The 21,907-nt window shown below is 65.9% G+C and carries 17 protein-coding genes; 5 read left to right on the top strand and 12 right to left on the bottom strand.

The window, feature by feature from the left end; translation table 11 throughout:
* Positions 1-2 precede the first annotated feature (2 nt).
* The 3 genes from GBJ34_RS07675 to GBJ34_RS07665 form a co-directional block, all read right to left on the bottom strand.
* On the bottom strand, positions 3-1,823 hold the full coding sequence (locus GBJ34_RS07675; RefSeq protein WP_151718672.1) for a hypothetical protein: 1,821 nt from the start codon (positions 1,821-1,823) through the stop codon (positions 3-5).
* 1,144 nt (positions 1,824-2,967) lie between these two features.
* Positions 2,968-3,630: a calcium-binding protein gene (locus GBJ34_RS07670; RefSeq protein ID WP_151718671.1), complete on the bottom strand. Its 663-nt coding sequence runs from the start codon at positions 3,628-3,630 to the stop codon at positions 2,968-2,970.
* A gap of 175 nt (positions 3,631-3,805) precedes the next feature.
* A complete protein-coding gene (locus GBJ34_RS07665) occupies positions 3,806-4,084 on the bottom strand; it encodes a PepSY domain-containing protein (protein WP_151718670.1) in 279 nt (92 codons plus the stop codon).
* Positions 4,085-4,198: 114 nt separating this feature from the next.
* Here GBJ34_RS07665 and GBJ34_RS07660 point away from each other — a divergent pair, with 114 nt between their 5' ends.
* The 3 genes from GBJ34_RS07660 (at position 4,199) to GBJ34_RS07650 (ending at position 6,603) form a co-directional block, all read left to right on the top strand.
* Positions 4,199-4,510 carry a PepSY domain-containing protein gene (locus GBJ34_RS07660; RefSeq protein WP_151718669.1) on the top strand — a complete coding sequence of 104 codons (312 nt, stop codon included), beginning with the start codon at positions 4,199-4,201 and terminating at the stop codon, positions 4,508-4,510.
* Complete coding sequence (locus GBJ34_RS07655; RefSeq protein ID WP_151718668.1) at positions 4,510-5,172, top strand: response regulator transcription factor; 663 nt, start codon at positions 4,510-4,512, stop codon at positions 5,170-5,172. The genes GBJ34_RS07660 and GBJ34_RS07655 overlap by 1 nt, the downstream gene beginning before the upstream one ends.
* Before the next feature lie 84 nt (positions 5,173-5,256).
* The gene (locus tag GBJ34_RS07650; RefSeq protein WP_151718667.1) at positions 5,257-6,603 is read left to right on the top strand and encodes a sensor histidine kinase; all 1,347 of its coding nucleotides are present in this window, start codon (positions 5,257-5,259) and stop codon (positions 6,601-6,603) included.
* 11 nt (positions 6,604-6,614) lie between these two features.
* Here the strand turns inward: GBJ34_RS07650 and GBJ34_RS07645 are convergent, their stop codons facing one another.
* The 4 genes from GBJ34_RS07645 to GBJ34_RS07630 form a co-directional block, all read right to left on the bottom strand.
* The gene (locus GBJ34_RS07645) at positions 6,615-7,688 is read right to left on the bottom strand and encodes a GGDEF domain-containing protein (RefSeq protein WP_151718666.1); all 1,074 of its coding nucleotides are present in this window, start codon (positions 7,686-7,688) and stop codon (positions 6,615-6,617) included.
* Positions 7,688-8,281, bottom strand: a complete 594-nt coding sequence (locus tag GBJ34_RS07640) for a heme NO-binding domain-containing protein (RefSeq protein WP_151718665.1) — start codon at positions 8,279-8,281, stop codon at positions 7,688-7,690. The genes GBJ34_RS07645 and GBJ34_RS07640 overlap by 1 nt, the downstream gene beginning before the upstream one ends.
* Positions 8,282-8,357: 76 nt before the next feature.
* Positions 8,358-10,106, bottom strand: a complete 1,749-nt coding sequence (locus tag GBJ34_RS07635; RefSeq protein WP_151718664.1) for a DUF4153 domain-containing protein — start codon at positions 10,104-10,106, stop codon at positions 8,358-8,360.
* Positions 10,107-10,250: 144 nt separating this feature from the next.
* Positions 10,251-11,021 (bottom strand): SIMPL domain-containing protein, encoded by a 771-nt coding sequence (locus GBJ34_RS07630; RefSeq protein ID WP_226341087.1) that lies wholly within the window; start codon positions 11,019-11,021, stop codon positions 10,251-10,253.
* A 177-nt stretch (positions 11,022-11,198) separates the two neighbouring features.
* Between GBJ34_RS07630 and GBJ34_RS07625 the strand changes: the two genes are divergently transcribed.
* Complete coding sequence (locus GBJ34_RS07625) at positions 11,199-15,119, top strand: hypothetical protein (protein WP_151718663.1); 3,921 nt, start codon at positions 11,199-11,201, stop codon at positions 15,117-15,119.
* Positions 15,120-15,299: 180 nt separating this feature from the next.
* On the opposite strand, the gene cobT is transcribed toward GBJ34_RS07625, so the two are convergent.
* Positions 15,300-16,310 (bottom strand): nicotinate-nucleotide--dimethylbenzimidazole phosphoribosyltransferase, encoded by a 1,011-nt coding sequence (gene cobT, locus GBJ34_RS07620; RefSeq protein WP_151718662.1) that lies wholly within the window; start codon positions 16,308-16,310, stop codon positions 15,300-15,302.
* Positions 16,311-16,388: 78 nt separating this feature from the next.
* On the opposite strand from cobT, the gene cobS reads away from it, so the two are divergent.
* Positions 16,389-17,135 (top strand): adenosylcobinamide-GDP ribazoletransferase, encoded by a 747-nt coding sequence (gene cobS, locus GBJ34_RS07615; protein ID WP_151718661.1) that lies wholly within the window; start codon positions 16,389-16,391, stop codon positions 17,133-17,135.
* A 189-nt stretch (positions 17,136-17,324) separates the two neighbouring features.
* On the opposite strand, the gene GBJ34_RS07610 is transcribed toward cobS, so the two are convergent.
* The 4 genes from GBJ34_RS07610 to GBJ34_RS07595 all read right to left on the bottom strand — a co-directional run bounded on the left by GBJ34_RS07610 (position 17,325) and on the right by GBJ34_RS07595 (position 21,886).
* Entirely contained in the window at positions 17,325-17,834 is a 510-nt protein-coding gene (locus tag GBJ34_RS07610) for a CarD family transcriptional regulator (protein ID WP_151718660.1), read from the bottom strand.
* 259 nt (positions 17,835-18,093) lie between these two features.
* Complete coding sequence (gene fdxA, locus GBJ34_RS07605; RefSeq protein ID WP_151718659.1) at positions 18,094-18,432, bottom strand: ferredoxin FdxA; 339 nt, start codon at positions 18,430-18,432, stop codon at positions 18,094-18,096.
* A 52-nt stretch (positions 18,433-18,484) separates the two neighbouring features.
* On the bottom strand, positions 18,485-18,886 hold the full coding sequence (locus tag GBJ34_RS07600; RefSeq protein ID WP_151718702.1) for an RNA-binding S4 domain-containing protein: 402 nt from the start codon (positions 18,884-18,886) through the stop codon (positions 18,485-18,487).
* A gap of 36 nt (positions 18,887-18,922) precedes the next feature.
* Complete coding sequence (locus GBJ34_RS07595; protein WP_151718658.1) at positions 18,923-21,886, bottom strand: helicase-related protein; 2,964 nt, start codon at positions 21,884-21,886, stop codon at positions 18,923-18,925.
* Positions 21,887-21,907 lie beyond the last annotated feature (21 nt).

The following is a 21,907-nucleotide window of genomic DNA, read 5'->3' as shown; positions in this document are numbered from 1 at the left end:
CTTCAGCCCCCAAGATCGTGGCGCAGCACCAGGCCAAAGACCGTGCCGCCATCGGGGGCAAGGTCCGGTGCCTCGGCCCCTTTGCCCCAATTCACCTTGCCAACCAGATCGGTGCGTGGCGACAGGCTGCGCGACAGTTCCACCCCGACAAAACGCCCGGTATCCACCCCCGGCTCGCTGTCGCGGATCACGCCGCCCTCGACATAGGCCGACCACAGATCAGGCACCAGATCCCAGGCAAAGCCCGCCTCCAGCGCCTCGCGGCGGTAACGGTTGCCGCCGCGCTCCACCTGGCCCAACTCACCGCTGAGGGTCAGCGTGGTGGTATCGTCCGGCGTCCAGGCATAAAGCGCCTCAAGCCGGGTGCGGCGTTCATCAAGCCCCCGCCCGGTTCGATCATGCAGCCGTTCCGATGTAATGCCCAGCGCCCAGGCGTAATCGGGCTGAAACTTGTCCATGCCGATGCTGAACGTATCCAGATCGAAATCTTCGGCCGCGGGCGCAAAGGCCGGGGTTTTCAGCCGCCGCTGCCCCTCGCGCGCCGCAGACAGATAGAAGGTCATCCCGTTCAGCGGCCCGCCGGTAAAGTCATCGGGCAGGAAATAAAGATCGAATGACACATCCCGAAAGCTGTCGGTCGGCAGGCCCGGCAGATGCTCGATATTGTTGCGCGCCCGCGCGGCGCGCGCCTCCCACTGCCAGAAAGCCGATTGCCAGATCAGCCGCGCGGCGGTTTCCGTCTCGTCGGCGATCAGATCGGGGTTCAGCGGGCTGTAGAACTCGCCACCGATGCGGCTGGCCTCCAGCGCAAGGCTCAGGCTGCGCGCGCCATCATCGGGCAGGATGGCAAAGCCCAACTCACCCGTCACCGCATCATCACGCGTTGTGCCAATGGCGGCAGATCGGTTCTCGACCTGCGCATAGCCCAGTTCGAACGATCCGGCGGGCAACAGGGCGATCGGCCCCGACAGCCGCATCCCCTGCCCTGTCACCGGCACGTCTTCGGCCCTGCCTTCAAAGGCCAGAAGGTCGATCTGGAACCCACGATTTGCGAAAGGCATGACCTGCGCGGCAAGGCCCGAGACCAGATCATCGGGCTCTTCCAGCCCGGTCAGATTGCGCCGCCCCTCAGCCTCACCCGGCTTCATGGCGAACATCATCAGATCATAGCGTCGCGCCGGATCCTGCAAGCGCATGGACAGCCCGCGCCGCTGGCCATCATCCATCGCAGGCGTCTCGCCCGGCAATTCCTGCGTGCCGATGCGGGCAATCAGGTCATCGCCAAAGGCCGCGCCGCGATGTTCCAGAAAATAGTCGGTGATTTCTGTGCGTGGATTGCGATTGGTGCTTTCCTGCGTTTGCAGGAAGCCCAGACTGCCGCGCCAGCGGTCCCCATCGCGCGAAAAGCCGATCCGACCCGATCCATTCAGCACCCCTTCGGTGCCGCCGGGGCCAGAGATCACCCCGGCCTCGATCCGGCCGGTCATGGTGTAATCGGTCTCGCCGGTCGGGGTCTCAAAGCTCCAGACGCCAAGTTCGACATCCTCGCCCGGTTCCATCCGGTAGACGACCAGATCATGACGCGCCCCGCCAAGGCCGGAGGGCAGACGCACCAGCAGGTCACGCCCAGACAGTGCAAGCCCCGCCGCAACCGGCACGCCGTCGACCTCGATGCGCAGGCGCGACAGCGGGACCAGCGTGTCGAGCGGCACGCGCAACACCCCCTCGGAATCGACGGCACCAAGACGTGCCTGCGCGGTCAGCGGCTGCGCAAGCAGCGCCAAACAGGCAAACGACAGCCATGTTCGCTTCCATCCCGGCATAGGGCCTCAATGCGCCACTTCGGCGGATGCCTCATCTTACGTTTTTTTTCTGCCCAATATCCAGAGGCAGCATCGGGCGCACCCTGTCTAACTGCCCTGATCCCGCTGATTTTGCGCGCGTTTTGCGAAAATATAACATGATCAAAAAAAATAGCGCCCGATTTTGAACCATTCGGGGTCTCAGCCCGTCTCATCGCCATACGAGTTCAAGATGTGTGGGGTGGACGCGACTGCCGGAGTAGTGAGTTGAGTGAGTATCCATGCTGGCAGCATGGCTGTTCAACGGCAGTCAATGCAACATCCGACCTGTTGGCCCATCCTCGGGGCGGCAGGGACCGAGGAGATCGCGCGGATGTTCCGCGTAGATGTGCCTCGCCTCGCGCATTGCTCTCCGGCCCGTCTGGGTGGTGCGGCTCTCCGTGGCCCATCATCCGCCCCAGAGACGGGTCGGAGGCAATGTGCAAAGCGGGTCGCCACCTGTCGAGCGTAACGAGTGTGTCTGCCCCGCATCCGCAAGGTGCGGCGGGGCAGACGGTGTATCCCAACCGGCTGCCGCTGTCCTGGCAGGCCGGAAAGTTGAGACCCTGAAGGGCATCCGGTGACGGGTGCCCGCTTTTTTTGTGGTGGCAAAGCGGGTTGAACTGGCCGGGCAAGCTGCCCCCGTGCAAAGGTCCTTTGCGCGCGAGACGGGCCCTTTGCGCGCAAAGCATCATCAAACCTATCCGCCAGATTGCGCCGGTCTCAGCGTGCCCAGCGGGGCCTGCACGTCTGGCATCGCCCCCTGCGCCCTGCCCGGGACCAGAAGCCGACCTGGCCCGCCCAGCAGCCCATGGCCGTCAAAATACCCGCTTTTCCGATCGAAGCGCCGCCTATCAAGACGGCAAAATCCCGACGGCCAAACCCCTCCGCAGATGATCGCAGCGATTGCATCGCTCTGGCTGCCAAAGCCCTGTCTCGTGCATGGAAGGGTCGACCTGCCCAGATCCGCGCAGCCGGTGGCAGTGGCGATGCGGCCCCCCTGCCCCCTTGGACAGATGCCTTCTTGGCCAGTGCTGGCAAGAAGGGGTCTTGAGCATGGAAAACGGGCGGCCCCAAAAAGGGCCGCCCGCAATCATCCAGGATCGGAACGCAACTGGGCGCTCTATCAGAAGATGAAGTCGTCCATCGACAGTTTCGCCACGCGGAAATCCTCGATCGTGACGGTGGTGCCGCTGCCCAGCGTCAGAACCACATCCGAGCCAGACTGACGTGCCGATGAAATGACCGAGCTGACCTGCGCGCGGCTGAAATCATCGAAATGCAGCTTGTCGAGGCCATCGGTGAAATCGGTGATGACATCGCGCCCGTCGCCGCGCTCAAATTCGAACAGGTCGGCATCGCTGCCGCCGGTCAGCGTGTCATTGCCGCGCCCGCCCTCGAGGTGATCGCGCCCGGACTCGCCATTCAGGCGGTCATTGCCGCTGCCGCCATCCAGCTCGTCATGGCCCTTGCCCCCCAGCAGCACGTCATTGCCGGTATCGCCATCCAGCTCGTCATTGCCTTCGCCGCCAAGCAGGCGATCATTGCCGCCGCCGCCATCCAGCTCGTCGTTGCCGCTGCCGCCATAAAGGCTGTCATTGCCGCTGCCGCCCTCAAGCTCGTCATGGCCTGCGCCACCCAGCAGGTAGTCATGCCCGTTGCCGCCGTAAAGGTCGTCATTGCCGCCAAAACCCTCGAGCCGGTCATTGCCGTCCAGACCATAGAGCTTGTCTGCCGATGCGGTGCCCTTGAGGACGTCAGCAGCCTTGGTGCCGGTCTTGCGTGCCATGTCAAATCTTCCTTCTTGCGATTTTGGACGCGGACCTTCTGGCCCCGCCCTGTTTTGGCGTCACATCCCTTGCGGGTGGTGCCGCCGCCTGTTCGATGAATCACCTTTAGCCGGTCCTGCCTGACACTGGTCTGACCCGATCTGTCAGGAAACTGTCAGCGCCGGGCCTGGCGTTTCAGTCGTCGTTCTTGCGGCGCAAGATATCGCCGCTTGCCACATCGACGCGCAGCTCAACCTTGCGCCCGTCCTGACCATAGGCCTCGATTTCGTAATTGCCGTCATCGAGATCGGCCTCGACGATGCGGAAGCCCTGTGCCTCGATTCGCTGCATCGTGCTGGCAAAGCTCGGCATCGGGGTCTCAGTGGCGGCCAGTGCCGGCCCGGTCAGAACGGGTGCGGCAAGGGCGGCAGTAAACACGGCTCCCCCGAAACGACGTGTGATATTGCGGATCATGACAACCTCCTGATCTGTCAACTGAATGTCGAATCGGTATCGCACGCCCCCCCTGACAGCAGACTGAGCGCGCCTGTCAGGGGACTGTCAGCCGGAACCGGCTAAGGAATGGGCATGAAACCGCTCATCCTCGCTTTGCTCTGCCCGTTTTTCTGGGTGCTGCCCGCCAGCGCCGATGGCGACACGCCCGACCATGAATGGGCGGGCGGTGCGGTCGCGCGTGGCGAATTTCTGCCGCTTGCCGGAATCCTGTCGCAGATCGCGGCGGTGCAACCTGGCCGGGTGATTGAGGTCGAACTCGAATATAGCGATGATCGCTATATATATGAGGTGGAGCTGGTCACGCCGGATGGCCGTCTGATCGAGGTCGAGGTTGATGCAGCGACCGGCACGATCCTGCAACTGGAAGAGGATGACGACGACTGATGCGTGCGCTGGTCGTGGAAGATGACCCCCGGATCGCCGCCGATCTGGATCGCGCCCTGTCGGCTGCGGGGTTTCGGGTGGAGCTGGTCTCTGATGGCGAGACCGCCTGGTTTCGCGGCGGCACCGAGACCTATGATCTGATCGTGCTGGATCTCGGCCTGCCCAAACTGGACGGGCTGACCGTGCTGAAACGCTGGCGCAGCGAGGGCTGCGACAGCCCGGTGCTGATCCTGACCGCGCGCGGGGCCTGGACCGAGCGGGTCGAGGGCATTGATGCCGGGGCGGATGATTACCTGCCCAAACCCTTTCGGATGGAAGAACTGATCGCACGCGCCCGTGCCCTGGTGCGGCGGGCCGGGGGGCGGGGGGCCGCGCAACAGCAGGTCGGGCGGCTCAGCGTCGATCTGAACCGGATGTCGGTCGCGGTCGAAGGCGTGCCGGTGGCGGTGACCGCGCTGGAGTTCCGCCTGCTGGCCTATCTGGCGCTGCATCAGGATCGCGTCGTGCCGCCATCGGAACTGCTGGAACATCTTTACGGCGATGATGATGCGCGCGAGGCCAATGCGCTGGAGGCGATCATCACCCGGCTGCGACGCAAGACCGGGCCGGGCATCATTGGCACCCGGCGTGGCTTTGGCTACCATCTGGAGGGAACAGCATGACGGCCCTCCGCCTTCGCGCGCATGCCCTCGCAGCGCCTGAACGCTGCGCATGAGCAGCCGTCTCTTGCCCCTCCGCCACCGGCCATGATCCGCCATTCGCTGAAATGGCGGCTTGGGCTTGCCGGGGCTGCGGGCATCATCACGGCGCTTGGCCTTTCCGCCATCGGGCTGACCCTGCTGTTTGACCGCCATGTCCAGCGCGCGGCATTGGCAGAGCTGGAGGCCCGGATCTTCACCCTTGCCACCATGGTGGAGGCCAGGGATCCGAAGCTGGAACCCGGCCGGCTTCCCCCGATGGACCCACGCTACGACCAGCCGTTTTCCGGGCAATACTGGCAAGTGATGCTGGGCGACGAGACGCGGCGATCGCGGTCGCTCTGGGACACCACGCTGACCGAGCCGGACGCCCCGCCCTTCACCGCGGGCAGCCTGCGCAGCCGAACAGCAAGCGGACCACGCGGTGAGGATCTGCTGATCCTTGAACAGCAGCTTCTGGTCGGTGACGGCGCGCAGGCGGTGCCGTTGCATCTGATCACGGCAATGGACCGCGCGACGCTGTCGGATGCGCGGCGCGGCTTCATCGGCGACCTTGTGCCCTTCCTCGCCCTGCTGGCGGCGCTGCTGGTGCTGGGGTCCTGGCTTCAGGTGCGGGTGGGTCTGCGCCCCTTGGCCGAGGTCAGCGGCCGGGTGGCCGACCTGACCTCCGGCGCGCGTCCCCGGATCGGCGACGATCTGGCGCGCGAGGTGATCCCGCTGGCGCGGGAGATCGACACCCTGCTGGATGCGCGCGACGGCGAATTGGCCCGGGCGCGCCATCGCAGCGCCGATCTGGCGCATGGTTTCAAGACCCCGCTTCAAGCTCTTCTCGGCGATGCGGCACAATTGCACGAGCGGGGCGCGACCGATCTGGCCGAAAGCGTTGAACATATCGCGATGTCGATGCAGCGGCTGGTCGACCGGGAACTTGCGCGCGCGCGCATCCAGTCTGATCGCGTTTCCTCCAGCTGCGCCCCCGCGCTGGCCCTGAACCGGGTCGTTGAGGTGCTGCGCCGGATGCCTGCGGGTGCCGCCCTGGACTGGCGGATCGAGGCCGATCCCGCGATCCGGGCAAGGATCGATGGCGACGATCTGACCGAGGCGCTTGGCGCGCTGCTGGAAAACGCGATGCGACATGCGAGAGGCCGCGTCACAGCCAGGCTGCGGCGCGAAGGCGCAGAGGTGCATATCCTGATCCAGGATGATGGAGCAGGTGTGCCCGAGGCCAAACTGGCATGGATGGTCGAGCGCGGCGTGCGGCTTGACGAAAGCGGCGAAGGCCATGGGATCGGGCTTGCCATTGTCGCAGATATCGTCGCGGCGGCGGCGGGGCGGCTGCGGCTGGCGAACCGCCCCGGGGGATTCGAGGCAGAGATCACGATCCGGGCAGCCTGAGCCATGGGCCGTCATCCAGCAGGCCCCGCGGACGGGCCGCGTTTTCTGCGCGAAGTCTGCGGCTCGCGTGGGGCCTCAGCTGGCAGTTCCGGCGGCAGATACTGCTGCACGCAGGCCCGCCCCGCCCGCTTTGCGGCATAAAGCGCCTGATCGGCGTCGTTGAGCATGGTTTCCGCCTCTGGCTGGGCATAGCTGTCCGACAGGGTAAATCCGGCAGAGGCCGCAATCCGGCAGATACTGCCCTCAAACGGAATAGGCAGGCTGAGCCGGGCAATGATGCGCGCCGCGATCTGCGTGGCCAGCGCGGCATCGGCGAGCCCCGGCATCACAAGCACAAATTCGTCCCCCCCCACCCGCGCCACCGTATCATTGGCGCGGGTCTCATCCGTGAGGATCTGCGCCACCACGCGCAAAACATGGTCGCCTGCCGCATGGCCAAGCGTATCATTCACCGCCTTGAAGTAATCGAGATCCATATGCATCAGGGCAAAGCCCTGCCGCCCCTCCACCAACCGCCTCAGGATCGTCTCCAATGCGCGGCGATTGCGCAGGCCCGTCAAGGTATCGGTCAGCGCCTGCTCCTCGGCCATGGACTTGGCCCCCTGCAGCCGCAGGTTCAGCCCACGCAATTCGTGCATGACGGCAGATTTGGCCTCGACCACATAAAGCAGCTCCACCGCCAGATCGGTGGGTGCGAAATCGGCATCGGTCAGCCCGCAATCGCGCACCGCCTCGATCAGATCGATGCCGAAGGACAGATTGAGCAGAAGGCCGCCGCCCGGCATCGGGACGGCAATGCCACGCAGGGTCAGTCCGGGCAGCGCCGCGAGCTTCAGATAGAGCCTGCGCCCGACAAGACGGCGCAGATCGCGCAGGTCCTCGACCCCCGAGGGGCGGCGCACATCCATCACCTCCAGCGCCGGGCGATCCAGAAAACCATGCCCCTGATGCAATTTGGCAATTGTCGGCCCGCAACCAAGAATGCGGCCATGGCTGCCGATCCGCACATGCATCGGCATCAGAAGATCCAGCCCGCCGGCCGCAATCGCGGTAAGGTCGGGCCTGTCCGGCGGGGCGGCCCCCATCACGGTGTCACCTGCATGGCCAGATCAAAGCGTCGCCCTTCGGCAAAATCATCATCGGCAAGCGTGATCGCGATCCTTTCGGCGCCATCGGGTGCAACCCCCTGATATTCCACCAAGGTCAGCGCGCCATAGTCATCGGCCATGGCGCGCAGGATGCCGACAACCACATGCCCGGCCCCGGCCAGCCCGGCATGGCACAGCACCGAATATTCGCTGGAGGAGTGATCTTCCAACACCAGATGCGGGGCCTCCACCTCCGGCAAGGCCAGACGGATCCGGCCCGGCAGATCCTCCAGAGAATGCAGGAAGTCCGCGTAACCCACACCACCGAAACGCAAAAGTCGACGCAACCCCTGCCGTTCGGGATGCGAGACAAGGTAAATCCCCAGATCTTCCAGAACGGTATCACGGGCGCGCCCCAGAACCTGCACCGCCGCCTCCAGCACCGCGTCGGTCAGGGCATCATCATAGCTCAGCATTGCCTCGAAATTCTCGAAGCCAAGCTGGGCCTGCCGGGCCACGGCTGCCCATGTCGCGGCACCGTAAGTGTCGCGCAGGAAGCATTGGATGGAGCGGTTCATCAGCCCATGCATCGGAATCCCCCTTGATTCCCATGCAGGCTAGGCGGCAGCACTTAACAAATCGCTAGTGACGCAAAGCCACGGCAGCCTAGCGGGCCAGCATCAGCGCATCCCCCGGCAGATCCAGCACAAAGCCCGGCACCGGGCGCAGGCGCGGCACTGCATTGTCCTGCATCGCCCGCAGCTGCGCTTCGGCACTGTCGGGGCGCGCGGGTCGCCCGGTCAACGGGCGCATATCATGCCATTGCCAACTGTCGCCAAGGCGCGAAAACCCATGCGACATCAGAAAACCGGATGTATCGAGCCCCGCCAGAACCACCTCGTCGCCCGGGAAATCGGGCCAGAGATCGGCCACCACCATGACGCAGGCCGGGCGGCCATCGGCCATCCGCGTCTGGCAGGCGGTCTGCCAATCCTGCAATTGCGGACCACCGATCATCTGCAACACACTGTCGCGCGTCGCGATCGCCCCTTCGGGACGCAGGGGCAGATCGGCGGCAAGCCCGGCCCGCATGGCGTTTTCGTCCAATTCAGGGGCGCGTGCGCTGTCCTCGGCGAGCAAGACAGTCGACAGACGCCGCGCCAGCGCCTCTTGCCCCGGCTCCAGGGCCAGCGCCTCCAAGCGCGCACGCGCGGCGGCCCCCGCCTTGCCCCAGCGATCAAAATCGGCCAGATCCAGCTGTGCTGCCGGGATCTTGCCGGTCTCGAACCGGGCAAGCTGGCTGCGCGCCGCAATCGCCTCGGGGTTCAGAAGCGGGGTGAACTGGGCGGCAGACAGGGCCAGCATCACCAACGCCATGGTGATATTGGCCTGGCGGATCCGCGCCTCCCATCCCGTGCCGCGCAAGACCGCAGCCAGATAGAGCACACCATATCCAAGCCCCAACGCCGCGATACAGGCCGCAAATACCCGGTCCGGCGTCCAGCCATATTGCCCGACGCGCAACCAGACCGCCCAGGCACCAAGGGCTGCGGGGGCGATCAGCAGCAGGGCCATCCCCTGTGCGCAACGCCGCACCAGGGCCGAGCGCGTGGCCTCTTCTTCGGTCTGGTCAAGGGCCGCGGTGGCCAGTGTGGCCCCGAGCGCCGCCATCCCCAGCAGCGTGGCCGCCGCCGACAGCGCCCCGAACAAACGCACCGTCCCGCTGAACGGCAAAGCCAGCACGAAGATCACCACAACCAGCAGCACCGGCGGCAACAGCAGACGCAACAGCCGCAGCACCAGATAGGGCGAGACGACATCGGCCATCTCATCCACCACGGCGATGGCCAGACCCAGCACCGCCCCGGTCAGCAAAAAGCCCATCATCGGCATCTCCAGCACGGCACCGATGATATTCAGGCCCACCCCGCGCAGCAGCATGTCGGAAGCATACAGCACCAGCCAGACCAGCCCGACAAACAGCCAGGCCGCAGCATAGCGGATCACGATCCCCCAGGCCTCGGAAAACAGGGTGGGGTAATGGCGCCATCCCGTGGTCAGCGCCGCCACCGCAAAGGGCATCGGCACGAAGGTCAGCACCAGCCCGGCCAGCACGATGCCGGGACCATTGGCAAAATCCCGTGGCTCCTCATAACGGAAGCTGGCCCAGAACAGCAAAAGCGCCACCCCGACCGCCAATGCGGCAGAGACCAGCGCGGCCCTGCGCAGACGCAACGCGCCCGCCATGCCAAGCAAGCCGGTGAAGAAGACCAGGGCCAGGGCAAAACCGGCCATCGTCGCCCGTTCGCCAAGCACACCGCGCGTGGTCATCTCGCCAAGGCCGAACAGGGCAATACCGGCAAGCGCGCCCACAACGGTCATCGCCAGCCGCTGGCGGGTTTGCGGATCGATCATGCTGTCACTCCTGCGTCGAGGCGATTGGGGGCGATCTTGGCCCGCTTTCTGGCTTGGCCCGCCTTTTTGGCGCGCAGGCTAACCGGCTTTGTCCCAAAGGAAAAGCGCCACAGGCTGCGGCGCTTTTCCCTGATCGGCTGGCAATCAGGAATCAAGCTGCCAGACGATGGTCACCCGGGCCTGGGTTGCGGTCTCGCCGGCCGCCACCGGCACCGCCCCGGCCGATGCCTCGGCCGCCATGCGCATCATAGGCATCGGCGGCATCTCGCCGCCGCCTTCCACGATGCTCTGGATCGCACCCAGCTTGGCCCCCGCGGCCTCGGCCATCAGCTGTGCCTTGGCCAGCGCATCGGCCACCGCGCGCTTGCGTGCCTCGGCCAGTGCCGGGGCCGGATCCTGCAAGGCGAACTCCACCCCGTTCAGCGTATTCGCCCCATCCTTCACGGCTGCATCCAGCGTGGCCCCCAGCGTATCGAGCGCACGCACCCGCACCGCGATCATGTTGGAGGCGATATAGCCCGAGATCGTCGAGCCCCCCTTGGACATGTCGCTTTGCCAGTTCGGATTGATCGACAGGCCAGAGGTCTGGATATCGCGATCCGCCATGCCCGCCGCGCGCAGATTGTCGATCACCCGGGCAATCGCCGCCGAATTGGCCGCAAGTGCCTCGGCAGCGTTGTCGCCTTCCGTGGTGACCCCCAGCGAGATCACCGCCATATCCGGCGCGCTGGCCACCCGGCCCTCGCCGGTCACCTGGATCATCGGTGCCGTCGCCATGCTTGCCCCCGCCACTTGTTGCGCCAGTGCGGGCTGCACCATCAGCATCGGAAACGCGAGCGCCATGGCCAGCAGTGCCGCCTTGCCCCCCTTCGCCATGCCACCCTTAACCATGCCCGTTTTCATCTTGGCTTTCATATCCGGTCCTCCTTTGACCTTTTGCAACCATTCACGGGTTCAGACGCGGCAGGAAAGCCAATCCTTGGTGAACTCACGGGTGTTTTTCTTTCTTTCGGCGGAAAGCTGCTATACTGGCTGCCGCACACGCCGCATACGACTCCCGCCTCCGTCCCGAGCTGTGCTAGATCAGAAGCAATGAAACCGAATTTCGCCCTTACCTTTGCCGCCGACAGTATCGGCCTGCTGCATCGCACTGCGCGCGGTTGGCTGGAGATCGGCACCACCAGCATCGACGCCCCCGATCTGGGCGAGGCGCTGTCCTATCTGCGCCGCTCGGCCCTTGGGCTGGCACCGCATGGCGTGGCCACCAAGCTGATCATCCCCGACGAGCAGATCCTGTATATGGAGGTGGAGGCCCCCGGCCCCAGTGATGCCAAACGCGAGGCGCAGATCCGCCGCGCGCTGGAGGGGCGCACGCCTTATATGGTCGAGGAACTGGTGTTCGACTGGTCCGGCGAAGGGCATATGGTGCAGGTCGCGGTTGTTGCGCGCGAAACGCTGCAAGAGGCCGAGGCCTTTGCCAATGAATACCGGCTGAACCCGATTTCCTTTGTGGCCCAACCGGATCCGGCCAAGTTTGCAGGCGAGCCGTGGTTCGGCCCCTCCTCGCTGGCACCCGGCCTTCTGCCCGAGGGCGAGGTGGTGGAGCGCGACAATGAGCCGGTTCAGGTGGTCAGCCGCGATGCCCATCGCGCTGCCCGGATCGAGGCCGCCGCGCGCGAGGCCGCAAGCCGTCCTGCGCCCCCGAAATCCGATCCGGCGGCCGAAGCTCCCGCGCCTGCGCGCAGCGAACAGCGCGCCCGCAAGCGCGCCGAACGCGCCGCGGTGACAGAGGCCGCGGTCGAGGCTGCGCCAGACGCCATGCCCGCACCGTTTGCGGCATCCATTCCCGACCCCCCCCCGGTGATGGCAGAGGGCGCGGCTGAGACCCCGCCGGACCTGGTGCCAGAGGCTGTTCCGGCGGATGCCGCCGGGGCGGAACACGCCGTTGAGGCGGCGTTTACAGCGCCGACCGAAGATACGCCCCCCGCCGTCACAGAGGCGCAGGCGATCGCCGAGGTCAGCGTCGAGGCGGCGCCGCAGCCCACCGAGAGCGTCTGGCCCGAGGCCGAGTTTGCGGAGACATCCACCGCCGTCGATGCCGATCCGCAGGGCGGTGCCGCGATTTATGCGCAGGCAGAAACCCCGATCGCGGCAGATGCAACGCAGGATCTGCTTGCCCCCCATGCCGTATCTGCCGCTGCATTCGACCCTGCTGAGATCGCGCCTGCGGCATATGCCCCCGAGGACTATGGCACCGCGGAAGGTGCCACGATGGATCTGCGCCATGACCGGCCAGACCCTGCTGTCTCCGCAGATCTTGCCCACCGCGATCTTGCCCACCGCGATCTGGCCATCGACACGCAGATGACCGAGCCCGCATTTGCGGAAGATCCGGGTGCCGAAGATCTTGGGCTGGAACGGCACCACCCCGCGCATCCCGATGCCGATGATCTCGGCCCCGAGGCGCCGGTCTGGCTTGCCGCCGACGAGACGCCCGAGCCCCCACGCGCCGCTTCCCATGAGGCGGGACACGAACTGCCACCGACCACCGGCCAGACCGCCTTCGATTTCGCGCCACAGCCAGTCATTGATCCGCGTTTCGCCGCGGGCCAGATGTCGGAACCGCGCATCGCCCTGCCCGATGGCGCAAATGGTGCCGCAGATTTCGATTTCTCCGTGCCGCCGCTCGCACATCCCTCGCTTGATGACGACGTGGAGCGCCCGCCGGTCTTTGCCAGCGCCAAGCGCAGCCGCGGCGAGGCGGAGCCGGTCGCCCCGGCACCGACCCGCAGCCATGCGACCTCGCGCATCACCGTCGTGATGAACCCGCAGCCCGAGACCACAGAGCCCGAGGCCCCCTCCGGTTTTGCAGAGGGTTTTGCCGAAGCCCCGGCGGAGTATACCCCGGAACCCGCGGGCGATCCTGCGGCCGGGCGCCTCGCGGTCACCTCGATCACGCCGCATCGCCGCGCGCCCGCTGCGCCGCTGACGCCGCCCGCAACCAGCGCCTCTGCCGCCGCCGCGCGGCCCTATGACCCGACCGAGGCCGCAGCCACACTATCCGCCGATATTGGCGATGCGTATGATGCGGGATTTGACGGGGCAGACCTGCCGCCGCCGGTTGCCCCGCAGATCCGCGAGGCATTGGCCGCCAGCCGCGCAAATGCGGCCCCTGGCACGATCGGGGCTGCCCCGCCGCGCGCGGCAGCCAAGCCCGCAGCAAAATCCGGCAAGACCGGGCTGGGCGCGCTTGTCACCGCCCCCGGCATTCCGGGGTTTGGCGGGCGCAACCGCAATTCAAAGCCCGCCAAGGCTGCACCTGCGACCGCAGGCAAGACAGCCGCTCAAACGCTGGTCGCGCCGCCACCCGAGGGCATGGCCCCCGAAACCATGGCCGGCAGCAAATCGGCGCGCGGCATGGCCTCGGCCCCGATCAAGGGGCGCGGGCCTGTGCGCCAGGGCAAACCGCGCTTTCTTGGGCTGATCCTGACCGGCCTGTTATTGCTGGCCCTTGCCGTGATCGGGGCCTGGTCCTCGATCACGCTGTCGCGCAGCAATGCCACGCCCGCCAGCACGACGGAGCAACCGCAGGACGTGGCCTCGTCCAGCCAAAGCCCGGCGCTTGACCCCGATCAGAGCGGCGTGACCGCGCTGTCCCTGGATACCGCTGCCACAGGCGATCCAGCGGCCGATCTGGAGGCCGATCTTGCGCAACAGACCAATACCGAAGACACGCCCAGCATCGATGACGAGGCCTTTGCAGATGGTGAGGCGGTCACCGATGTGACCCCCGCAACTGCGACACAGGATCCTGCGACAACCGACGGCCCGGCCCCTGCCACCGGCAATCTTCTGCTGACCGATACCGCCCCCGCAGCCGCACAGGGCCAGCAGGATGAAATCATCCTGTCGACCATGGATGCCCCGCCGCCCTCGGCGGATGCATTCGCTTTGGCGCAGCCGCAGGCCCAAGGCGATACCCTGCCCGCCGCCGCACCGCCGCCGCCGCCCTTTGGCACGCAATACGAGTTTGAGGCCAACGGGCTGATCAAGGCGACCCCGCAAGGGATCGTGACACCGGATGGCTATTTCCTGATCGCCGGGCGCCCGGCCAAGGTGCCGCCGCCACGCCCGGCAAGCATCGCGGCGATGGCCGCCGCTGCCGCAACGCCAGACGCGGCAGAACCCGCGATTGCCGCCCCGGCCGTTGCCGCAGACCCCAGTCTGCAAGGCTTTCGCCCGCGTCCGCGCCCCGAGGGCCTGACCGGCCCAACCGCAGAGGATGATGCAGCCCTCGCCATCCCCGAGGCGCAGCGCATCACCAGCCTGCACCCGCGCGCGCGCCCGGCTTCGATCACCCGGATCGCCGAACAGCATCGCCGCGATGAAGAGGCCCGCAAGGCTGCCGAAGCTGCCTCCCTTTCCGCCACCGCCGCAGCCAATGCTGCCGCCGCGACTGTGCCGCAAGGGGAAGATGCCACCGCTGAGGCCCTGGCGCTGGCCGCCGCAGCCTCCACCGCCAATGCCGGGCCAATCAGCCCGCAAGCCGTGGCCATCTCGCGCAAGCCCCCAAAGAAACCGCGTAATTTTGATGCCCGCGTGCAGGCGGCCGTGGCTGCCGCAGCGGCCCCCACCCAGCGCAGCCAGCCGCAGGTCGAGGCAGAGCCCGCAGCCCAACCCGCCGCCCGCAGCGCCGCCGCGCGCAAGGTCGAACCGGGTGAGGATGAGGAACCCGAGGTCGCACAGACCCGCGTGCCAAAGATCCCCAGCAGTGCCTCGGTTGCCAAGAATGCGACCTATGTGAACGCGATCAATCTGGGCAAGACCAACCTGATCGGCGTCTATGGCACGCCCTCGCGCCGCTATGCGCTGATCCGGCTGGGGTCGGGGCAATACAAGAAGATCTCGGTCGGCGACCGGGTGGATGGCGGCACGGTGGCCGCGATCACCGAGAATGAAGTGCGCTACAAGAAGGGCGGGCGCATGGTCGCGCTGGCAATGCCGCGCGGCTGAAACCACGCCTCAGCCAAGCTGCGCGGGATCGGCTTGCACGCATAACCTTTGTGCCGTTGCCGCATTCCTTTGGCCAGCCACATGCCCTTCCCTCTGCCTCGCTTCGCGGCCCCCAAAGCCGCAGGCCCTACCCTCCACCGGGCTTCGCGCCGCCAAAGCGCCGCACGCCCCCCGAACGCCTCAGGCCCCGGAAACCCCCGCCTCGGCAAAGGTTGCCATGCCGGAATGGCAGGCCACCGCGGCCTGCACGATCCCGATGGCCAGCGCCGCCCCCGATCCCTCGCCCAGCCGCAGGCCCAGTTCCAGAAGCGGGGCCTTGCCCAGCCGGGACAATAGGGCGCGATGCGCGGCCTCGGCACTGGCATGGCCTGCAACGCAATGATCCAACGCGCCCTCGGCTGCCTGGGCCAGCACCGCCGCCGCCGCAGTGCAGATGAAACCATCCAGAATGACCGGGATACGTTCGGCATGGGCGCGGGCAATGGCCCCGGCCATGGCGGCGATCTCGCGCCCGCCAAGGCAGCGTAGCACCTCTAGCGGGTCGCGGGCGGGGTTGGCGGCCAGTCCCTCGGCCACCACCTGCGTCTTCAGCGCAAGCCCCGCATCATCCAGCCCGGTGCCCCGTCCTGTCCATTCCCGCGCCTCGCCGCCAAACAGCGCGCAGGCGATAGCGGCGGCAGAGGTGGTGTTGCCAATCCCCATCTCGCCCACCACCAGCAGATCTGCCTGCGGGTTCACCGCCTGCCATCCGGCGGCAAGGGCGGCAACCAGATCGTCCTCTGACATCGCCGGACCTTGGGTGAGATCCGCGGTGGGGCGATCCAGATCCAGCGCCTGCACGGACATCTCGGCCCCAAAGCAGCGGGCAAGCTGATTGATCGCGGCCCCCCCGGCGCGAAAATTCGCCACCATCTGCACCGTCACTTCGGCCGGGAAAGCCGAGACGCCGCGCGCGGTCACCCCATGATTGCCCGCAAAGACGATGACCTGCGGGCGCGTCACGCGCGGCCGTGCATCGCCACGCCAGCCGGCATACCAGATCGCCAGATCCTCCAGCCGGCCAAGCGCGCCGGGCGGCTTGGTCAGTTGCATATTGCGCGCGCGCGCTGCGGCCTCTGCCCCGCTCTCGGACAAGGGCAGAGTTTGCAGCAGGGCACGAAACGCGGCAAGGCTGGCAAAGGGGGCGGGCATGGCGGAACTCCGGTTGATCCTTGGGCCCCCCTTGGCTACCGAGGGATGGCGGCAATGACCATCCCGGAAAGGTGCCCGATGCCCAAACTCGACCCTATCCGCGATCTGCGCGCGGGCCTCAGCCTGCTGACGCGGCTGCCGCTGCCGCCGCCCGCGACCTTCCCCAATCCGCCTGCGGTCTGGGTCTGGCCCCTGGTGGGCGGGCTGGTTGGCACGATCAGTGCCGGGATTGCCATGGCGGGCCTCACGCTTGGCCTGCCTGCGAATCTTGCAGCGGCGCTGCTGTTGGCCATGTCTGCCGTGCTGACCGGCGCCTTGCACGAGGATGGATTGGCCGATTGCGCCGATGGCTTCTGGGGTGGCTGGACGCGCGCAAGACGGCTGGAAATCATGAAAGACAGCCATATCGGCAGCTATGGCGTGATGGCGCTGATCCTTGTCAGCCTTGGTCGCTGGAGTGCTGCTACAGTGTTGCTGGGCCATGGCCACTGGCCTGCCCTGATCGCCGCGGCAATTCTCAGCCGGGTGCCGATGGCGGTGCTGATGGCCACGCTGCCCAATGCCCGCGGCAGCGGCCTGAGCGCCGCGGTCGGGCGACCGACAGGCAGCATGGCCGCATTGGCAATAGGCGTCGCATTGGCCGCAGCCCTGGCACTGACCGGGATTGCCGGGCTCGGCATGGCATTGGCTGTTCTCTCTGCCTGCGTGGGGATTGCGGCCTTGGCACGGGCGAAGATCGGCGGACAGACCGGCGATGTGCTGGGGGCGAGCCAGCAACTGGCGGAGCTGGCCGCCGTTGCCGCCGCCTGCGCCCTGCTGGCTTGACAGCGCCCCCCGCCCGCCGATATCGCCTCCGTCGCCTGCCTCACCCCGCCTGCCCCAGCCCGACCGCATTGCCAACCCGCAATCCGGCGGCCTGAGACAGCCGAGGGTCGAGCCCCAAAAACCACAAAGGCCGCCCCTGCCGGGCGGCCTTTGCCTTGTCGATATCGACACATTGAAGACCAGGGAAAATCAGGCCGCGCGTGAGGTCAGCACCGAATCCACAGTCTTTTGCGCCTGTGCCTCATCGGCACCGCTGACAGCCGCCACTTCGCGGGTCAGGCGTTCCAGCGCCGCCTCATAAAGCTGACGCTCGGAATAGCTTTGCTCGCGCTGTTCATCGGTGCGATGCAGGTCGCGCACGACCTCGGCGATCGACAGCAGATCGCCCGAATTGATCTTCTGCTCATATTCCTGGGCGCGGCGCGACCACATGGCACGCTTGACCCGGGCCTTGCCCTTCAGGGTGTCCAGCGCCTTGTTGACGATGTCGGGGGTCGACAGCTGACGCATCCCGATTTCCGTGGCCTTGTGAGTCGGCACACGCAGCGTCATCTTGTCCTTTTCGAAGTGGATCACGAAGAGTTCCAGCTTGAACCCGGCAATCTCCTGCTCCTCGATCGAGACGATCTTGCCCACACCATGCGACGGATAGACGACAAACTCGTTCGGGCGGAAATCAGGCTTCTTGGTCTTGGTCATTCCAGCGGCTTCCTACTGCGCAATTCGCACTGTCCGGTTCAAGACGACAAAAATACGCCCGCCAGCGAAAATCGCAGGCAAAACGGTTGATCTGTCACAAGAAAAACGACCCGGGCGAGCAGTCCCGAGGCGAGGTCAGGCGTCCATGCTTTGTTTGCCTGTTACATATAGCACAGAATCACCCCGATTCCAACCGTGGCGAAATGACCGGCAGATCCGCCCTGAAACGGGCAGGGCCGCGGGCTTGCGCTGCCTTGGATCAGCTGCCTTCGCCGGGATTGGGCACGAAATACTTGGTCAGCTTGTCCTTTTCGCCATCCCGTTCCTTGTGGTCGGGCAGCGGGTCGCGCTTCTGGGTGATGACTGGCCACAATTCCGCATATTTGCGGTTGAACTCCACCCATTCATCCATATCCGGCTCGGTATCCGGGCGGATCGCATCGGCGGGGCATTCCGGCTCGCAGACGCCGCAATCGATGCATTCATCCGGGTGGATGACCAGCGTGTTCTCGCCCTCGTAGAAGCAGTCCACCGGACAGACCTCGACGCAGTCGGTATATTTGCAGGCGATGCAGTTGTCGGTCACCACATAGGTCATGGCTGAGCCTCGGATCTTCGTTGTTGGCGTCTAGCTAGTTGAAGCAGTTGGGTCATTCAAGCGGAGAAGAACGCGGCAAAATACCGCCTCTTGCCGGCGCAGGCGAATCCAAAATTTCGTTCTCGGTTTCGGGGCCGCCGGAGCAATCCTGTTCTGCATCAGGGTCTTCCGGCAGATTCGATTGTGGGTCAAGGTCCAGATACAGCCCCTGTGCCTCTGACGCGGGGCCGCGCCTCGCCCCGGGTGCCAGCACGCGGATCAGCCGAATCCGGCCCCCTTGCGGGAAGGTCAGCGTATCGCCGGCCCCCACCTGATGACCGGCCTTGAGGCAGCGTTGGCCGTTCAGGCGCAGATGCCCTTCATCGATCATCTCGCAGGCCATCGGGCGGGAGCGGAAGAACCGCGCCTGCCACAGCCATTTGTCCAGACGGATGGTGGCACGCGGCGGCGCCACCTGTCTGGAACGTTCCTCGGCCCGATACTTGGCCAATCAGACCTTGCCCTTCAGGGCCAGCAATGCCGCGAACGGATTGTCGGGGTCGATGGGCTTTTCGGCGCGCGGCGGGCGAGCCTCAAAGTTCTTGGGCTTGTGGCCATCCTTGTTGCGGTCGTCGCGACGCGGACCCTTGCCATGGTCACGCCCCTCGAACTTGCCGCCCTTGCGATTGCCCTCACCACCACCTTCGCGGCGCGGACGATCTTCGCGGGACTTGCCGCCCTCGGGACGCGGACCACGCTCGCCACCCTCACGCGGGCCGCGATTGGGACGCTCGCCCTGCGGCTGGCCTTCGCCTGCCTCACGACGCGGACCACGGCCGCCCTGCCCCTGACCTTCCCGGCCACCAGCTTCTCGGCGCGGCCCACGGTTTTCGTGGCGCGGACGCGGTGCCCAGGTGAAGGTATAGAACACCTCCATTTCGGGTGCGGCGGCCTCGACAGGGGGCTCTGCCCCATCCTCAACCGCCTCGGCCGCAGCCTCGACCACCGGCACCTCTTCCAGCGCGGGTGCCAGAACCGAGACCTCTTCCGGGATCGGGGCGGTGCTGCCCTCTGCGACCACGGAAACCGGCTCGGCCTTGCGGGTTTTCACCCGCTCACCCTTTTCGCCCTTGTAGCCAAGGCCCGCCATCAGATCGACGAACTGGTCCAGCGTCATGCCGGTGATCGACAGCATATCCGCCGTCGCCTCAAAGCCCGCGCGGCTGTCCTTGGCGCGCAGAAGATCGGCCAGACGTTCCAGCATGTCGATGCGGATCGCGCGCGCGCCTGCCGGGCGATAGCCCGCCAGCGTGTAATGCTCTTTCGGGACATCGGCAATGTTCGGAATGGTCACCAGACCGGGCGGCGGGCTTTCCGGGAATTCCTGCAGGCCCTTGGCCAGCGACCAAAGAACCAGACGCAGACGGGTCGGCGCGGGCTTCAGCAGCAGCGGCAGGAAGATGGTGTATTGGCCAAAGCGCACACCATGCTTGCGCAAGCTGGACCGGGCTTCCTGATCCAACGCCTTCACGTCATCGGCGACCACTTCGCGCGGCACGACGCCCAGACCTTCCAGCAGGCGGAAGGCAAAGCCCCGCGCCAGCCCCTGCAATGCCTCATCGCGCGACAGGGCCAGCAGCGGTTCGAACTGCGCAGCCACCTTGCGGTCGATAAAGTGTTGCAAGCGGCGCTTTACCTTTTCGGCGACATCGGGGCCGGCCTCGTCATCGACGAAAGCCTCCACGCCGGGTTTCAGCGCCTCGGCACCTGCAACCAGCTTGCCGACGGCATTGCCACCCCACATCAGACCACCCTGTTCGGTGAAGTCCATCTCGGTATCGGGGGCGTTATAGAACTTGTCGGCGCGCAGGTGGAATTCCGGCCGCAATGCCTGCACGGCAGCCTGACGCATCACCTTTGCCTCTTCGCCCGAGGCCGAGGCATCCTGACGGAAGCGGAACCCCTCCAGACGGCCGACGAACTCGCCCTCAACCGTCACTTCACCCTTGTCATTCACCTCAGCCACAAGGCTCTCCTTCTGTTTCAATCGGCGCATCAGCACGCTCGTGCGCCGATCGACAAATCTCTGCGTCAGCCGCGCATGAAGCGCATCCGACAGGCGGTCTTCTACAGCGCGGGTCTCCTCGCGCCAATGCGATTCCTCCTCGACCCACCCTTTGCGCTGCGCAACATAGGTCCAGGTGCGGATATAGGCCAGCCGTTTGGAGATGGCGTCAATATCTCCATCGCTGCGATCGATACGTTCCACCGCTTTTGCCAGCCAATCGGACGGGATTTTGCCATCGAGCAGGAATCCGAAAAGCCTTTGCAACAGTTGCACATGATCCGCCCCGGTGGTGGAGCGGAAATCGGGGATCCGACAGACATCCCATAGCAACCGCACCGCTTGCGGTTTCGTCAGGCGCGCCCGCACCCCCTCCATTGCGGCCAATGCCTTGAGCGCCTGCAGGTCATCGGCCTCGCGCGTGCGCATCAGCCATTCGTTCTGGGTCGGTGCCTCAAGCGAGGCGATCAGACGGTCGACATTGCCAAAATCGAGATCGGGATTGCGCCACATCAGCTTGCGCACGGGCGCAAAGCGGTGTTCCTCGATGGCCTCGACCAGATCTTCATCCAAGGGGCTGGCGTCGCCGGTCACGCCAAAGGTGCCCGGCTCCATATGCCGCCCCGCCCGGCCTGCAATCTGCGCCAACTCATGCGGGAACAAGGGCCGCATCCGCCGCCCGTCAAATTTATGCGTCCCGGAAAAGGCCACATGCTTGATATCAAGATTGAGGCCCATGCCGATGGCATCGGTGGCCACCAGATAATCGACCTCGCCATTCTGATAAAGCGCGACCTGCGCATTGCGGGTGCGGGGCGACAGCGCCCCCATCACCACCGCGCAGCCGCCCTTCTGGCGGCGGATCAGTTCGGCAATGGCGTAGACATCATCGACCGAGAAGCCCACGATGGCCGAACGCGGCGGCATCCGGCTGATCTTTTTCTGGCCGCTATAAGTCAGGGTCGAAAACCGCTCGCGGCGCACGAATTGCGCCTGCGGGATCAGCGCGGCAATCGCCGGACGCATCGAATCCGACCCAAGGAACATCGTCTCCGACAATCCGCGCGCATGAAGCAGGCGATCCGTGAAGACATGCCCGCGTTCCGGGTCGCCGCAGAGCTGGATCTCGTCCACCGCCAGGAAATCAGCGCCGATCTCGGTCGGCATCGCCTCGACGGTGCAGACCCAATATTGGCTGCGTTCAGGAACGATGCGCTCCTCGCCGGTGACCAGCGCCACCACCGATGGCCCACGCGCCTTCACGATGCGGTCATAGACCTCGCGCGCCAGCAGCCGCAGCGGCAGGCCGATGACCCCTGTGCGGTGGCCCAGCATCCGTTCGATCGCATAATGGGTCTTGCCGGTGTTCGTCGGCCCGAGCACCGCCGTCACGCGCGATTTGATTGACATGAAAACCGCCCGATACGCCGC

The sequence above is a fragment of the Gemmobacter serpentinus genome (genome assembly GCF_008973825.1).
GTDB classification, from domain to species: Bacteria; Pseudomonadota; Alphaproteobacteria; order Rhodobacterales; family Rhodobacteraceae; genus Gemmobacter; species Gemmobacter serpentinus.
Note: the sequence above shows the minus strand (reverse complement) of the source record. Positions and strands in the feature narration are given on the sequence as shown.

Excerpts from the sequence above, each read along its gene's own strand:
- GBJ34_RS07625 (WP_151718663.1), top strand. The coding sequence starts at position 11,199 with ATGAAACCGAATTTCGCCCTTACCTTTGCCGCCGACAGTATCGGCCTG.
- fdxA (WP_151718659.1), bottom strand. The coding sequence starts at position 18,432 with ATGACCTATGTGGTGACCGACAACTGCATCGCCTGCAAATATACCGAC.
- GBJ34_RS07655 (WP_151718668.1), top strand. The coding sequence starts at position 4,510 with ATGCGTGCGCTGGTCGTGGAAGATGACCCCCGGATCGCCGCCGATCTG.
- cobT (WP_151718662.1), bottom strand. The coding sequence starts at position 16,310 with ATGCCCGCCCCCTTTGCCAGCCTTGCCGCGTTTCGTGCCCTGCTGCAA.
- GBJ34_RS07660 (WP_151718669.1), top strand. The coding sequence starts at position 4,199 with ATGAAACCGCTCATCCTCGCTTTGCTCTGCCCGTTTTTCTGGGTGCTG.
- GBJ34_RS07675 (WP_151718672.1), bottom strand. The coding sequence starts at position 1,823 with ATGCCGGGATGGAAGCGAACATGGCTGTCGTTTGCCTGTTTGGCGCTG.
- GBJ34_RS07610 (WP_151718660.1), bottom strand. The coding sequence starts at position 17,834 with ATGACCAAGACCAAGAAGCCTGATTTCCGCCCGAACGAGTTTGTCGTC.
- cobS (WP_151718661.1), top strand. The coding sequence starts at position 16,389 with ATGCCCAAACTCGACCCTATCCGCGATCTGCGCGCGGGCCTCAGCCTG.
- GBJ34_RS07640 (WP_151718665.1), bottom strand. The coding sequence starts at position 8,281 with ATGCATGGGCTGATGAACCGCTCCATCCAATGCTTCCTGCGCGACACT.
- GBJ34_RS07645 (WP_151718666.1), bottom strand. The coding sequence starts at position 7,688 with ATGGGGGCCGCCCCGCCGGACAGGCCCGACCTTACCGCGATTGCGGCC.
- GBJ34_RS07665 (WP_151718670.1), bottom strand. The coding sequence starts at position 4,084 with ATGATCCGCAATATCACACGTCGTTTCGGGGGAGCCGTGTTTACTGCC.
- GBJ34_RS07630 (WP_226341087.1), bottom strand. The coding sequence starts at position 11,021 with ATGAAAGCCAAGATGAAAACGGGCATGGTTAAGGGTGGCATGGCGAAG.
- GBJ34_RS07670 (WP_151718671.1), bottom strand. The coding sequence starts at position 3,630 with ATGGCACGCAAGACCGGCACCAAGGCTGCTGACGTCCTCAAGGGCACC.
- GBJ34_RS07650 (WP_151718667.1), top strand. The coding sequence starts at position 5,257 with ATGATCCGCCATTCGCTGAAATGGCGGCTTGGGCTTGCCGGGGCTGCG.
- GBJ34_RS07635 (WP_151718664.1), bottom strand. The coding sequence starts at position 10,106 with ATGATCGATCCGCAAACCCGCCAGCGGCTGGCGATGACCGTTGTGGGC.
- GBJ34_RS07595 (WP_151718658.1), bottom strand. The coding sequence starts at position 21,886 with ATGTCAATCAAATCGCGCGTGACGGCGGTGCTCGGGCCGACGAACACC.